Origin of the sequence: Streptomyces sp. NPDC005752, from assembly GCF_040630715.1 — a bacterium.
Lineage (GTDB): Bacteria > Actinomycetota > Actinomycetes > Streptomycetales > Streptomycetaceae > Streptomyces.
In genome coordinates this window covers 86683-101115 of sequence record NZ_JBEXYB010000001.1, presented here as the reverse complement: position 1 = coordinate 101115, position 14433 = coordinate 86683, and the positions used below count along the sequence as shown (strand labels likewise).

Sequence of the window (14433 nt, the reverse complement as noted above, 5' to 3'; positions counted from 1 at the left end):
CGGCCGTCGGCGTGGTGCCGCGCCCGTCACGACGTGGCGCCTACGCGGCGGCCGGGATCCTGTCCCGCACTCCGGCCGAGGCCGGGGCGAGCGCGATCTCCAGCACCTGGCGGACGTCGGTCACCGGGTGGACCTCCAGGGTTTCGAGGACCTCGGCCGGGACGTCGTCCAGGTCCGCCTCGTTGCGCTGGGGGATCACCACGGTGGTGATGCCCGCGCGATGGGCGGCCAGCAGCTTCTGCTTCAGGCCTCCGATCGGCAGCACCCGTCCGGTCAGTGACACCTCGCCGGTCATCGCCACATCCGTACGGACCAGCCGTCCGGAGAGCAGCGAGGCCAGCGCGGTCGTCAGGGTGATGCCGGCGCTGGGGCCGTCCTTGGGGACCGCGCCCGCCGGGAAGTGGATGTGCACGCCCCGGTCCTTGAGGTCGGCGACCGGAAGCTCCAGCTCCGCCCCGTGCGAGCGCAGGAAGCTCAGGGCGATCTGCGCGGACTCCTTCATGACGTCGCCGAGCTGACCGGTCAGCGTGAGTCCGGACGCCCCCGTCTCCGGGTCGGCCAACGACGCCTCGACGTACAGCACGTCGCCGCCCGCTCCGGTCACCGCGAGTCCGGTGGCCACACCCGGCACCGCGGTACGGCGCTCGGCCGGGTCCTGGGCCGACTCCGGTACGTGGTGCGGCCGGCCGATCAGACCGCGCAGGTCCTGTGCGGACACCGTGAACGGGAGTTCCCGCTCACCCAGTTCGTGCTGGGCCGCGACCTTGCGGAGCAGCCGCGCGACGGCCCGCTCCAGGTTCCGCACCCCGGCCTCCCTGGTGTACTCGCCCGCCAGCTTGCGCAGCGCGGACTCGTCCAGGCCGACCTCGTCGGTCTTCAGACCGGCCCGCTCCAACTGGCGCGGGAGCAGGTGGTCACGGGCGATGACGACCTTCTCGTCCTCGGTGTAACCGTCCAGCGTGACCAGTTCCATGCGGTCGAGCAGGGCCTCGGGAATGGAGTCGAGGACGTTGGCCGTGGCCAGGAACACGACGTCGCTGAGATCGAGTTCGACCTCCAGGTAGTGGTCACGGAAGGTGTGGTTCTGCGCCGGGTCGAGTACTTCGAGCAGCGCCGCCGCCGGATCCCCCCGGTAGTCGGACCCGACCTTGTCGATCTCGTCGAGCAGCACGACCGGGTTCATCGAACCGGCCTCCTTGATGGCGCGGACGATGCGCCCCGGAAGCGCGCCGACGTACGTACGCCGGTGGCCGCGGATCTCCGCCTCGTCCCGGACACCGCCGAGGGCGACCCGGACGAACTTGCGCCCCATGGCGTGTGCCACGGACTCGCCGAGCGAGGTCTTTCCCACACCGGGAGGGCCTACCAGTGCCAGCACGGCGCCGCCGCGCCTGCCGCCCACGACACCGAGCCCGCGGTCGGCACGCCGCTTGCGCACGGCGAGGTACTCGGTGATGCGCTCCTTCACGTCCTGCAGACCCGCGTGTTCGGCGTCGAGGGTCTCCTGGGCGCCCTTGATGTCGTAGGCGTCCTCGGTCCGCTCGGTCCACGGCAGTTCCAGGACCGTGTCCAGCCAGGTGCGGATCCAGGAGCCCTCGGGGCTCTGGTCGGAGGAGCGCTCCAGCTTCTCGACCTCCTTGAGGGCGGCCTCCCGGACGTTCTCCGGAAGATCGGCGGCTTCGACACGGGCCCGGTAGTCGTCGGACTCGTCCGCGCCGGAACCGGGTCCGCCGTTGAGCTCGGAGAGCTCCTTGCGCACCGCGTCGAGCTGGCGCCTCAGCAGGAACTCACGCTGCTGCTTGTCGACGCCCTCCTGGACGTCCTTGGCGATGGACTCGGCGACGTCCTGTTCGGCCAAGTGCTCGCCGAGCCACTGGATGGCCAGCTTCAGACGGGCGACCGCGTCGACGGTCTCCAGCAGCTGGACCTTCTGGGCGATGGTGAGGAAGGGCGAGTAGCCGGAGTTGTCGGCGAGGGCGGAGACGTCATCGATCTGCTGGACCCGGTCCACGACCTGCCAGGCACCGCGCTTCTTCAGCCAGCTGGTGGCGAGGGCCTTGTACTCCTTGGCGAGCTCGGCCGCCGAGCCGGGCAGGGGGTCGGGCAGCGACACGTCGATCCGGGTGCCCTCCACCCACAGCGCGTTACCGGGCCCACTGGTCCCGGCGCCGATCCGCACCCGGTCACGGGCCCGGATGAGGGCGCCCGGATCCCCGTCCGACAGCCGTCCGACCTGCTCGACGGTGCCCAGGACGCCGGTCCCGGTGTAGTTCCCGTCGATGCGCGGCACGAGCAGCACCTCGGGCTTGCCGCCCCCGGACCGCGCGACGGCCTGGGCGGCCTCCACGGCGGCGCGCACCTCCGCGTCCGACAGGTCGAGCGGCACCACCATTCCGGGCAGTACGACCTCGTCGTCGAGCGGCAGCACGGGCAGGTCGATCGGCTTGGACGACGTGGACGCGTTGGATCCTGCAGTCATGATCTCCCCTTAGGCAGGCAAGTTGAGCTATGTCGGCTCAATGCTTGTGAGCCGGGGAATGTTCCCCGTGTCGTGTTCGCTCTCAGCGATCACCTGCCCGCTCCTGCCGCCACCTGCGAAGCTGCGCGCATGGGCGAAGCGATCGGCACCGAGGACAGAGGGCTCGCGGCGGACGGGACGATCCGCCGCGAGGGCGCCGCGGAACGCGTACCCGAGGAGTTCGCCCCGGTGGTCGAGGCGGCCCGCGCCGCCATCACCGACGCGTACGGCCCCGACCGGCTGCACAGCGCCTACCTCTACGGCAGCATTCCGAGGGGCACGGCCATTCCCGGCGTGTCCGACCTGGATCTGCTGGTCGCCGTCCGCGACGGGCCCACCGACTCGGACCGGACGGCGGCCGAGGAGATCTCCGCCGCCCTGGATGCCGCCTTCCCCGTGATCGACGGCGTCGGCCTGCTGCTGTACCCCGTCCGGACCCTGCTGAGCGAACTGGAACGCGACGACGCGGGTTTCTTCATCGCCTGTCTCTGCACACCGCTGCTCGGCGAGGACCTGGCCGCACGCCTCCCGCGCTACCGCCCCACCTCGCTGCTCGCCCGCGAGACGAACGGCGATCTGGGGCTCGCGCTCCCCCGCTGGCGCGTCCGTGCGGCCGATGCCACGACCGACGAGGCCCGCCGGAAGCTGAGCCGGGGCGTCTCCCGCCGCCTCGTCCGGTCGGCGTTCACCCTGGTGATGCCGCGCTGGGGCGGCTGGACGAGCGACCTGCACCGGTCCGCCGAACTCTTCGCGCGCTACTACCCGGATCACCCGGAACGCGCCGCTCAGGTCCGCGCGGCCGCGGCCACGGCACGGACCCCTTCGGCCGACCCGGCCGTACTGGCGATGCTCGTCGAGGACCTGACTCCCTGGCTGGCCGCCGAGTACACCGCGGTCCATGGCACGAAGGCACCCCGCCCTGAAGAGTGAGCCCACGGGAATCCGCTGGTCCGGGCCCTGTTCGCACGGAAGGATGGGCGACCGGAGACAGAACCGTGCCGAGACCGGAGACCTCGCCCATGCCCGCCACAGATGCCCACCGCCCCGTCGTCCTCGACCGGCGCGAGGGCCCGTTCGGCGAAGTCGTCCTGCGCGAGCGCGGCGACGTCTTCGAGATCATCGCCAACGGGTGCTTCCTGATGGACACATCCGACGGGCGTTCCGAACGTCTGCTGGTCGACGCCGCGCTCGCCGCCCTGCCGGCCTCGCGGCCAACCCCGTCGGTGCTGATCGGAGGGCTCGGCGTCGGCTTCTCGCTGGTGCGCGCGGCCACCGAGCCGCGCTGGGGCCGGATCGCGGTCGTCGAGCGGGAGCAGGCCGTCGTGGACTGGCACCTCACCGGACCGCTCGGCCGGATCTCCGCCGCGGCGCTCGCCGATCCGCGGACCGAGATCCTCCGCACCGACCTCGTAGCGCTTCTCCGTACGACCACGGAGCGTTACGACGCGCTGTGCCTGGACATCGACAACGGCCCCGACTGGACCGTCACGCAGGACAACGAAAGCCTCTACTCACCCTCGGGCCTCGCTGCCTGCCTCGCGCGCCTGACACCTGGCGGAGTCCTCGCGGTCTGGTCCGCGCAGCCGTCCGCGGCCTTCGGGAACGCTATGCGGAATGCCGGATTCCACGCAGTAAGGACCGAAGAAGTAGCCGTTGCCCGAGGTGTGCCGGACGTGGTCCATCTCGCACTTCGGAACCACTGAACCCCCACGATGCACCCACATCCCTGCCCCATCATGGATGAGGCGGCACAAGTCCGTCCGTCCGTCCCCTTCCCGCGGGTAACACCTTCACGACGGTCAACACCCTGCGTAGCCGAGAGGCGTCCTCTGCCTCTACGCTGCTGACCGGCACAAGGGATCACCGACGAAAATCCACAAGCGATAACCGTGCCTCCGGGGGAATGGCCTCCGCGAGAACGGGCAGGGGCGGGGCGATGGAACAGACACACACCACCCACAACGGCGTCGCGGCCACCCCCGGGGCTCAGCGCCGGGTGCTGGTGGTCGAGGACGACGCAACGATCGTCGACGCCATTTCCGCCCGGCTGCGGGCCGAGGGCTTCCTGGTGCAGACGGCACTGGACGGCCCCGCGGCCGTGGACGCGGCCGAGGCCTGGCAACCCGACCTGATGGTGCTCGACATCATGCTTCCCGGCTTCGACGGGCTCGAGGTCTGCCGTCGTGTGCAGGCCCAGCGCCCCGTACCGGTGCTGATGCTCACCGCACGCGACGACGAGACCGACATGCTGGTCGGGCTCGGGGTCGGCGCCGACGACTACATGACCAAGCCGTTCTCCATGCGCGAGCTGGCGGCGCGGGTGCACGTCCTGCTGCGCCGGGTCGAGCGGGCGGCGCTGGCCGCGGTGACGCCGCGCAGCGGCATCCTGCGCCTCGGCGAGCTGGAGATCGACCACGCGCAGCGCCGGGTCCGGGTGCGCGCCGACGACGTCCACCTCACCCCGACCGAGTTCGACCTGCTGGTCTGCCTCGCCAACACACCCCGGGCGGTGCTCTCGCGTGAGCAGCTGCTGGCCGAGGTGTGGGACTGGGCGGACGCCTCCGGGACCCGCACGGTCGACAGCCACATCAAGGCCCTGCGCCGGAAGATCGGCGCCGAGCGGATCCGCACCGTGCACGGCGTCGGCTACGCCCTGGAGACCCCCGCGCCATGACCCGGCCCGGCTCCGGACTGCGGCCCTTCTCGATCAAGGCCAAGCTGGGCGCGCTCGTGGTGATCTCCGTGTTCATCACGACCGGGCTGCTCATCGTCGCCCTGCGGACCAGGACCGAGTTCCGGTTCATCACGGTCTTCTCGGTGATCGCCACCCTGCTGATCACCCAGTTCGTGGCGCACGGTCTGACAGCCCCGCTGGACGAGATGCGCGCCGTCGCACGGTCGATCTCGCACGGCGACTACACGCGACGGGTGAGCGGCGCCGGGCGGCGCGACGAACTCGGTGACCTTGCGCAGACGATCAACCGCATGGCGGACGATCTGGAGGCGGAGGACCGGCACCGCAAGGAGCTGGTGGCCAACGTCTCCCATGAGCTGCGCACTCCGATCGCGGCGCTCAGAGCCGTCCTGGAGAACGTGGTGGACGGGGTGTCCGCGGCGGATCCCGAGACCATGCGTACGGCGCTGAAACAGACCGAACGCCTCGGCAGACTCGTGGAGACCCTCCTGGACCTGTCCCGGCTGGACCACGGTGTGCTGGCGCTCAAGGCGCGCCGCTTCGAGGTCTGGCCGTATCTGTCGGGTGTGCTGAAGGAGGCGAATCTCGCCGCCTCCCAGCGCCGGCTCTCCTCCGGTTCGGGCAACCACTCCCGTACCGACGTCCATCTTCACCTCGACGTGTCGCCGCCCGAGCTGACGGCGCACGCGGACGCGGAACGCCTGCACCAGGTGGTCGCCAATCTCATCGACAACGCCGTCAAGCACAGCCCGCCGCATGGCAGGGTCACGGTGCTGGCGCGGCGCGGGGAGTATCCCGAGTCGCTGGAGCTGGAGGTCATCGACGAGGGGCCCGGCATCCCGGAGGCGGAGCGCCACCGGGTCTTCGAGCGCTTCAACCGAGGTCAGGCGCCGTCCCCGCACGGGCCGGGCAGCGACGGCGGGACGGGGCTGGGACTCGCGATCGCCCGCTGGGCGGTGGACCTGCACGGCGGGCGCATCGGTGTGGCCGAATCAGCCAAAGGCTGCCGCATACAGGTCACTCTTCCGGGGAACCCTCCGATGCGGAGTTGACCTCGCGTTCGAAGCGGAGGGCCCCGTTTCTCCTTCCCGTCCGGGAAAGAGATACGGTCCAGGGGGCCGTAGCACCGGCCTCGCGTACCCGAAGGACAGCGGAACCCTGCTTGTTTCCCGCCATTTCATGCGCCGAAACCCGACTTCCGATGTGATGTGCACGACGAAGACCGGCCCGGCCTGCACGTAACGGCTCGGGGGGCGTAGCCTTGATTTCCGCTGTCCATCACCTTGTGAAGCGGAAGAGGGCGGTTGCCGCCGTGTCGTCTCAGTCCCCCAGTAACTCGAGCATCTCGACCGATCAAGAAGCGGGCACCGGGTCCAACCCGGCCGCCGCCTTCGGCCCCAATGAGTGGCTCGTCGACGAGATCTACCAGCAGTACCTCCAGGATCCCAATTCGGTCGACCGTGCCTGGTGGGACTTCTTCGCCGACTACAAGCCGGGTACGTCCGGCACGGCGGACAAGCCCGTCACCGCACCCGCGGGAGCGGGGACCCCGGCTCCGGCTCCGGCTACGGCCGCGAACACCGTGAACAACGCGGCTCCGGCGCAGGCCCCGGCGGCACCCCCCGCCGCTCCGGCCAAGCCCGCGGCCGCTGCTCCGGCAGCTCCCGCTAAGGCTCCCGCCGCCCCTGCGAAGGCGGCGCCCGCGAAGGCGGCGCCGGCCCCCGCGAAGGCGGAGGCCCCGGCCGAGGCACCGGGCGGCCCGGAGTTCGTGACGCTGCGCGGCCCGTCGGCCGCCGTGGCGAAGAACATGAACGCCTCGCTGGAGCTGCCGACGGCCACGTCCGTCCGCGCGGTTCCGGTGAAGCTGCTCTTCGACAACCGCATCGTCATCAACAACCACCTGAAGCGCGCCCGCGGCGGGAAGATCTCCTTCACGCACCTCATCGGGTACGCGATGGTGCAGGCCCTCAAGGCCATGCCGTCGATGAACTACTCCTTCGCGGTGAAGGACGGCAAGCCGACCCTGGTCAAGCCGGAGCACGTCAACCTCGGCCTGGCCATCGACCTGGTGAAGCCGAACGGCGACCGCCAGCTCGTCGTCGCGGCCATCAAGAAGGCCGAGACGCTCAACTTCTTCGAGTTCTGGCAGGCCTACGAGGACATCGTCCGCCGTGCCCGCGTCGGCAAGCTCGGCATGGACGACTTCTCCGGTGTCACCGCCTCGCTGACCAACCCCGGCGGCATCGGCACCGTCCACTCGGTGCCGCGCCTGATGCCCGGACAGGGCCTCATCATGGGCGTCGGCGCGATGGACTACCCGGCGGAGTTCCAGGGCACCTCTCAGGACACCCTGAACAAGCTGGGCATCTCGAAGGTCATGACGCTGACCTCGACGTACGACCACCGGGTCATCCAGGGTGCCGCGTCCGGCGAGTTCCTGCGCGTCCTGTCCCAGCTCCTGCTCGGCGAGAACGAGTTCTACGACGAGATCTTCAAGGCGCTGCGGATCCCCTACGAGCCGGTCCGCTGGCTCAAGGACATCGACGCCTCGCACGACGACGACGTCACCAAGGCCGCACGGGTCTTCGAGCTGATCCACTCCTACCGGGTCCGCGGCCACGTCATGGCCGACACCGACCCGCTGGAGTACCGCCAGCGCAAGCACCCCGACCTGGACATCACCGAGCACGGCCTCACCCTGTGGGACCTGGAGCGCGACTTCGCGGTCGGCGGTTTCGCCGGCAAGACGATGATGAAGCTCCGCGACATCCTCGGTGTCCTGCGTGAGTCGTACTGCCGCACCACCGGCATCGAGTTCATGCACATCCAGGAGCCGAAGGAGCGCAAGTGGCTCCAGGACCGGGTGGAGCGTCCGCGTCCGGCCCCGGAGCGCGAGGAGCAGCTGCGGATCCTGCGCAGGCTCAACGCCGCCGAGGCGTTCGAGACGTTCCTGCAGACCAAGTACGTCGGCCAGAAGCGGTTCTCGCTGGAGGGCGGCGAGTCCGTCATCCCGCTGCTCGACGCGGTCATCGACTCCGCCGCCGAGGCCCGCCTCGACGAGGTCGTCATCGGCATGGCCCACCGCGGCCGGCTGAACGTCCTGGCGAACATCGTCGGCAAGTCGTACGCGCAGATCTTCCGGGAGTTCGAGGGCAACCTCGACCCGCGGTCGATGCACGGCTCAGGCGACGTCAAGTACCACCTGGGCGCCGAGGGCACCTTCACCGGTCTGGACGGCGAGCAGATCAAGGTCTCGCTGGCCGCCAACCCCTCGCACCTGGAGGCGGTCGACCCGGTCCTGGAGGGCATCGCCCGCGCCAAGCAGGACATCATCAACAAGGGCGGCACGGACTTCACGGTCCTGCCCGTCGCGCTCCACGGCGACGCGGCCTTCGCGGGCCAGGGTGTCGTCGCCGAGACGCTCAACATGTCGCAGCTGCGCGGCTACCGCACCGGCGGCACCGTGCACGTGGTGATCAACAACCAGGTCGGCTTCACCGCCGCACCGGAGTCCTCGCGCTCCTCGATGTACGCCACCGACGTGGCGCGCATGATCGAGGCGCCGATCATCCACGTCAACGGCGACGACCCGGAGGCCGTGGTCCGCGTCGCGCGGCTCGCCTTCGAGTACCGGCAGACGTTCAACAAGGACGTCGTCATCGACCTCATCTGCTACCGCCGCCGCGGTCACAACGAGGGCGACAACCCGGAGTTCACCAACCCGCAGATGTACACCCTGATCGACAAGAAGCGCTCGGTGCGCAAGCTCTACACCGAGTCCCTCATCGGTCGCGGCGACATCACGCTGGAAGAGGCCGAGCAGGCCCTCCAGGACTTCCAGGGCCAGCTGGAGAAGGTCTTCGCGGAGGTCCGCGAGGCCACCTCGGCACCGTCCCAGCCGCATGTCCCGGACGTCCAGGCGGAGTTCCCGGTCTCGGTCGGCACCGCGGTGTCCTCGGAGGTCGTGAAGCTGATCGCCGAGTCGCAGGTCAACATCCCCGACGGCATCACGGTGCACCCGCGTCTGCTCCCGCAGATGCAGCGCCGCGCGGCCTCCGTGGAGAACGGCACGATCGACTGGGGCATGGGCGAGACCCTGGCCATCGGTTCGCTGCTGATGGAGGGCACCCCGGTCCGGCTCGCCGGCCAGGACACCCGCCGCGGCACGTTCGGCCAGCGCCACGCCGTGCTCGTCGACCAGAAGACCGGCGAGGACTACACCCCGCTGCTCTACCTCTCCGACGACCAGGCCCGTTACAACGTCTACGACTCGCTGCTCAGCGAGTACGCGGCGATGGGCTTCGAGTACGGCTACTCGCTGGCCCGCCCGGAGTCTCTGGTGATCTGGGAGGCCCAGTTCGGTGACTTCGTCAACGGCGCCCAGACCGTCGTCGACGAGTTCATCTCCTCGGCCGAGCAGAAGTGGGGCCAGACGTCCGGCGTCACCCTGCTGCTCCCGCACGGCTACGAGGGCCAGGGCCCGGACCACTCGTCCGCCCGCCCGGAGCGTTTCCTGCAGATGTGCGCGCAGGACAACATGACGGTCGCGATGCCGACCCTGCCGTCGAACTACTTCCACCTTCTGCGCTGGCAGGTGCACAACCCGCACCACAAGCCGCTGATCGTCTTCACACCGAAGTCGATGCTCCGGCTCAAGTCGGCGGCCTCGAAGGTCGAGGAGTTCACCACCGGCGGCTTCCGCCCGGTGATCGGCGACGAGACGGTCAGCGCCGAGGCGGTCCGCAAGGTCGTCTTCGTGTCGGGGAAGCTCTACTACGACCTGGACGCCGAGCGCGAGAAGCGTGGCGACACGGAGACGGCGATCATCCGTCTGGAGCGCCTGTACCCGCTGCCGGGTGCGGAGATCCAGGCCGAGATCGCCAAGTACCCGAACGCCGAGAAGTACCTCTGGGCCCAGGAGGAGCCGGCGAACCAGGGTGCGTGGCCGTTCATCGCGCTCAACCTGATCGACCACCTGGACCTGGCCGTCGGCGCCGACGTGCCGCACGGTGAGCGCCTGCGGCGCATCTCGCGCCCGCGCGGTTCGTCCCCGGCGGTCGGTTCGGCCAAGCGTCACCAGGCCGAGCAGGCTCAGCTGCTCGCCGAGGTCTTCGAGGCCTGATCAGCGGCTGTACGTCATCGGAGGGCCCGGCCCCGCGAGCATCTCGCGGGGCCGGGTCCTCCGGCGTTCCGGCCTCGTTATTCTGGTCGCATGTACTTCACGGACCGTGGCATCGAGGAACTGGAGAAGCGGCGCGGCGAGGAGGAGGTCACCTTCGAGTGGCTCGCCGAGCAGCTCCGTACGTTCGTCGACCTCAACCCCGACTTCGAGGTCCCCGTCGAGCGGCTCGCGACCTGGCTGGCACGGCTGGACGACGAGGACGAGGACGACTAGTCACCGCCCGGCGGCGCCGCCCGCGTTCCTGCAGCGGTCGTACGCGAAGCCCAGCAGACCCTGCAGGAGAAGGACCAGCCCTGCGGCGATCCATCCGCCGCTGCGCCTACGGGCTCCCCACAGGGCCAGCGGCAGGCCCGTGGCGACCTGAGCCGTGGCCACCGCACGGGCCCTCGGGCCGATCACCCAGGGGCCGAGGCTGCCGCTCTCGACGGCGTCGAGTTCCTCACGCACGGCGTCGCGCCAGCCGGCCCATTCGATCTGCTCCGCCTCCGGATGGATCCCGGCGACCGAGCGCAGCCGGTCGGCCGGCTCGCCGGGCGACAGCCCGGGCGGCAGCTTCACCCCGGCCCGGGTGAGCACGGCGAGCAGGCCCTGGAGCCGGGCGTCGGCATCGGTCTCCGGATCCGCGCGGGTGAGGGCCTCCAGCGCCTGGACGTCGGTGACGGGGTCCAGGCCGAGCCGGAGGGCGGACGTCCGCATGGCTTCGTCCTCGGCGGCCGGGGTGCCGTCGGCCAGCCAGATGTAGCCGACCGGACGGCGGAAGCCCGAGGCGAGGGTGTAGCCGGCACGGTCGCCGTCCCACCACAGGGCGAGCACAGGCCAGGTGGAACCCACCGCGAGGGCGGTGGCCCATCCGCCGACGACGCGGTCGACGGGCTCCGGACCGCTGCCGTCCGCCGGTGTGCCGCCAACGCCGCCGTCAGCCGGTGTTCTGCCGCCCACGCGTCCGTCCCTCCTCCAGGGCTTGCCCTCGGGGACGAGCACGCTCCAGCCCTCTCCGGCGGGCAGGAGCAGCATGCTCTCCCGCAGGAGACGGGCCACGGGCCGTACGGTCTCGGGGTCGGCCCGGCACAGCAGTAGGGCGCCCACGGATGTCGCGGTCATGCCCTCACGCTAGGGCAATTTGGCAGCACATGAACCATTCATCTTGCTTTCGTCGCCCTCCTGGCGCCTTCGTGGCGCCACCCGCGCCCCTACCGCCCTCCTTCCACCCTCCGCCTCCGACCTCCGACCTCCGCCCTCCGCGAGCGCCCGTTCGACTCACCCTTGACTTTACCGATTCGCGATATATCGTGTTCTCAGGTTGACGCGATATGTTGCGTCTTGCCACCCAGCGGAAGGGTCAGATTCATGCCTGAGTCGACATGGAGCGTCGCCGAGCCCCGGAAGCTCACCTTCGACGCCCCCGTGACAGCACTCAACGTGCGCATCGTCGACGGCATGGTCAATGTCGTCGGCACGGACGAACCGACCGCCCGGCTGGAGGTGACCGCGATCGAAGGGCCTCCCTTGATGGTGACCCTGGAGGGCGGCACCCTCACCGTCGCCTACGAAGATCTGCCCTGGCAGGGCCTTCTCACCTGGCTCGACCGCCGGAGCCCGCGCCGAAGCGCCGCGGTCTCGCTCGCCGTCCCGGCCGGCGCGGCGGTGGAGGTGGGCGCGGTCGGCGCCGAGGCTGTCGTCTCGGGCATCGGAGGACGCACCGAGCTGCGGGGCATCTCGGGCGACAACACCCTGGTCGACCTCTCCGGAGCCGTCCGGGCCGAGACCGTGTCCGGCAACCTGGAGGCCCAGGCCGTCACCGGTGACCTCCGCTTCCAGTCCGTGTCCGGAGACCTCACGGTCGTCGAGGGCGCCGGCACCTCGGTCCGGGCGGAGTCCGTCACGGGCCACCTGGTGCTCGATCTCGACACCTCGCCGAATCCGACCGACATCAGACTCACCTCGGTGTCCGGGGAGATCGCCATCCGGCTGCCTCACCCCGCGGACGCGAGGGTCGAGGCGAACACCGCGAGCGGCACCGTGTCCAACGCTTTCGAGGACCTGCGCGTGGGCGGCCAATGGGGCGCGAAGAAGATCACCGGCACGCTGGGAGCGGGCAGGGGGAAGCTGAAGGCGACCACCGTCTCGGGCTCGATCGCCCTGCTGCGCCGCCCACCCTCCCAGGACAGCGCGCATGATGCCGAGCCGACCGGAAAGGTGCTCTGACATGGCTCCCGTATTCGCCCACGGCCGTCTGCGGCTGTACCTCCTCAAGCTGCTGGACGAGGCCCCCCGCCATGGATACGAGGTGATCCGGCTCCTGGAAGAGCGCTTCCAGGGGCTGTACGCACCGTCGGCGGGCACCGTGTATCCGCGGCTGGCCAAGCTGGAGGCCGAAGGCCTGGTCACCCACGCCACCGAAGGCGGTCGCAAGGTCTACTCCATCACCGACGCCGGACGGGCCGAGCTGGCGGGCCGCAGCGGCGAGCTGGCCGATCTGGAGCTGGAGATCCGCGAGTCCGTGTCCGAGCTGGCCGCCGAGATCCGCGACGACGTGCGGGGCGCGGCCGGCCGCCTTCGCAGCGAGATGCGCGCCGCGGCCTCCGAGTCCCGGCACACCACCGGCGGCGACCGGAGCGGCTGGGATTCCGGTCCAGGGGACAAGGAGGCGTGGCACACGGCGAAGGAGGAGCTGCGCAAGGCCAAGCAGGAGTGGAAGGAGCAGGCCCGCAGGGCGAAGGACGAGTCCCGCAGGGCCCGTGAGGACGCGGACCGGGCCCGCCGCCAGGCCCAGGAAGCGCACGAGAAGGCGCGGGAGCAGATGCAGAACGCCGCGCGCCAGGTCCAGGAGCACTTCTCGCGGGGCGACTGGCCCGCGGGCGTGCGGGACGGACTGGCTGAGATCACCGGCCAGTTCGGCAACTTCGCGAGAACCGGCACCTGGCCTTCCTACAGCCGCCCCGCGCCCGAGGAGCCGGACATCGAGTGGGCCGCCGACGCCGCGACCACCGGCGATCCGGCCCGCGACCTGGACCGCCTGCTGGACCGCTTCCGCGACGACATCCGTGACGCTGCCCGGGACCACGGCGTCACCGGGGCCCAGCTCTCCGAGGCCCGCGGTCATCTGGCCACCGCCGCGACGCACATCGACTCGCTGCTGCGGGGAACGGCCGACGAGGCGAAGGGCTCCAAGGGCGCGTCGTGAATTCCGCCCGCCGCCCGGCCGTGGACCCACGACCGGGCGGCGGGGGCCTGTCAGCTCGCCGCGCGGCTCTCCCCGCCGTCTCCGTACAGTGCCCGCTCCACCGTGGCGTAGGTCGCACCGTTCTCGGCCAGTACATCGGCGACGACGCCGGGGCAGGCGGTCAGGGCCAGCAGCAGGTGCTCCTCGCCGATGAAGCGGTCACGCCGGCCGAGCGCGATGCGCAGGGACTTTTCCAGAATGCCCTTGGCGCCGCCCGTGAAAGGGCGCCGACCGGACCACCGGCGCCGGCTCCCGCGAGCGCCCGCCAGGGCTCCCTCACCGTGGATGCCTTCAACCCGGGTCAGGATCTCGGTGACGTCGATCCCGATACCGGCGAGCGCCTCGGTGTCGGCCCTGGTGAGCCCGCCCCGGCGGCGGGCCTCCGCGAGCGCCGCCTCCATCGAGGCCCGCCGGTCGACGAGCCCGAGAGCGGCGACGGCGAAGGAGGCGCGGCTGCTCTTCCGGTCCAGGAGGGAGAGCAGCAGGTGCTCCTCGGTGACGGAGTCGGCCCCTGCCCGCTCGGCATGGGTCACGGCGCCGGTCACGGTCGCCCGCGCTCCCTCGGTGAATCGCTCGAACATCAATGCCTCCCGTACTTCTTGTGCACGGCCTGCCTGCTGACACCCAGCTCGGCAGCGATCTCCTGCCACGACCATCCCTGGACACGGGCGCTTCTCACCTGGACGGCTTCGAGTTGCTCGAGCAGCCTCCGCAGCGCGGCGACGGCCCGCAGCCCGACGCGCGGGTCGCGGTCACCGGCACGTGCGGCGAGATCCGTTGCTTCGGTCATGATGTCAACCTACATTGACGCCCGC

The 14433-nt window shown here is 70.6% G+C and carries 12 protein-coding genes; 8 read left to right on the top strand and 4 right to left on the bottom strand.

The features are described from left to right. Window positions 1–40: 40 nt before the first annotated feature. Window positions 41–2479: an endopeptidase La gene (lon, locus tag ABZ441_RS00500; RefSeq protein ID WP_358966202.1), complete on the bottom strand. Its 2439-nt coding sequence runs from the start codon at window positions 2477–2479 to the stop codon at window positions 41–43. A 129-nt stretch (window positions 2480–2608) separates the two neighbouring features. On the opposite strand from lon, the gene ABZ441_RS00495 reads away from it, so the two are divergent. The 6 genes from ABZ441_RS00495 (at window position 2609) to ABZ441_RS00470 (ending at window position 10608) form a co-directional block, all read left to right on the top strand. Next, window positions 2609–3448 carry a nucleotidyltransferase domain-containing protein gene (locus tag ABZ441_RS00495; protein ID WP_358966199.1) on the top strand — a complete coding sequence of 280 codons (840 nt, stop codon included), beginning with the start codon at window positions 2609–2611 and terminating at the stop codon, window positions 3446–3448. 89 nt (window positions 3449–3537) lie between these two features. After that, window positions 3538–4221, top strand: a complete 684-nt coding sequence (locus ABZ441_RS00490) for a spermidine synthase (protein ID WP_358966195.1) — start codon at window positions 3538–3540, stop codon at window positions 4219–4221. A gap of 233 nt (window positions 4222–4454) precedes the next feature. Next, complete coding sequence (locus tag ABZ441_RS00485) at window positions 4455–5192, top strand: response regulator transcription factor (protein WP_014154105.1); 738 nt, start codon at window positions 4455–4457, stop codon at window positions 5190–5192. Further along, window positions 5189–6265: an ATP-binding protein gene (locus ABZ441_RS00480; protein ID WP_358966192.1), complete on the top strand. Its 1077-nt coding sequence runs from the start codon at window positions 5189–5191 to the stop codon at window positions 6263–6265. Before ABZ441_RS00485 ends, ABZ441_RS00480 begins: the two co-directional genes overlap by 4 nt. A gap of 260 nt (window positions 6266–6525) precedes the next feature. Next, entirely contained in the window at window positions 6526–10335 is a 3810-nt protein-coding gene (locus ABZ441_RS00475; RefSeq protein ID WP_358966189.1) for a multifunctional oxoglutarate decarboxylase/oxoglutarate dehydrogenase thiamine pyrophosphate-binding subunit/dihydrolipoyllysine-residue succinyltransferase subunit, read from the top strand. Window positions 10336–10425: 90 nt separating this feature from the next. Then, window positions 10426–10608 (top strand): DUF6104 family protein, encoded by a 183-nt coding sequence (locus tag ABZ441_RS00470; protein ID WP_031091411.1) that lies wholly within the window; start codon window positions 10426–10428, stop codon window positions 10606–10608. Here ABZ441_RS00470 and ABZ441_RS00465 read toward each other — a convergent pair whose 3' ends face one another. After that, the gene (locus ABZ441_RS00465) at window positions 10609–11496 is read right to left on the bottom strand and encodes a hypothetical protein (protein WP_358966185.1); all 888 of its coding nucleotides are present in this window, start codon (window positions 11494–11496) and stop codon (window positions 10609–10611) included. 246 nt (window positions 11497–11742) lie between these two features. Here ABZ441_RS00465 and ABZ441_RS00460 point away from each other — a divergent pair, with 246 nt between their 5' ends. Both ABZ441_RS00460 and ABZ441_RS00455 read left to right on the top strand, forming a co-directional pair. After that, window positions 11743–12600, top strand: a complete 858-nt coding sequence (locus tag ABZ441_RS00460; RefSeq protein WP_358966182.1) for a DUF4097 family beta strand repeat-containing protein — start codon at window positions 11743–11745, stop codon at window positions 12598–12600. A gap of 1 nt (window position 12601) precedes the next feature. Continuing rightward, on the top strand, window positions 12602–13579 hold the full coding sequence (locus ABZ441_RS00455; protein WP_358966179.1) for a helix-turn-helix transcriptional regulator: 978 nt from the start codon (window positions 12602–12604) through the stop codon (window positions 13577–13579). A 50-nt stretch (window positions 13580–13629) separates the two neighbouring features. Here the strand turns inward: ABZ441_RS00455 and ABZ441_RS00450 are convergent, their stop codons facing one another. Beyond that, window positions 13630–14199, bottom strand: coding sequence for a Clp protease N-terminal domain-containing protein (locus tag ABZ441_RS00450; protein ID WP_358966176.1), 570 nt, complete (start codon window positions 14197–14199; stop codon window positions 13630–13632). Beyond that, on the bottom strand, window positions 14199–14408 hold the full coding sequence (locus ABZ441_RS00445; RefSeq protein ID WP_014154112.1) for a sigma factor-like helix-turn-helix DNA-binding protein: 210 nt from the start codon (window positions 14406–14408) through the stop codon (window positions 14199–14201). Before ABZ441_RS00445 ends, ABZ441_RS00450 begins: the two co-directional genes overlap by 1 nt. Window positions 14409–14433 lie beyond the last annotated feature (25 nt).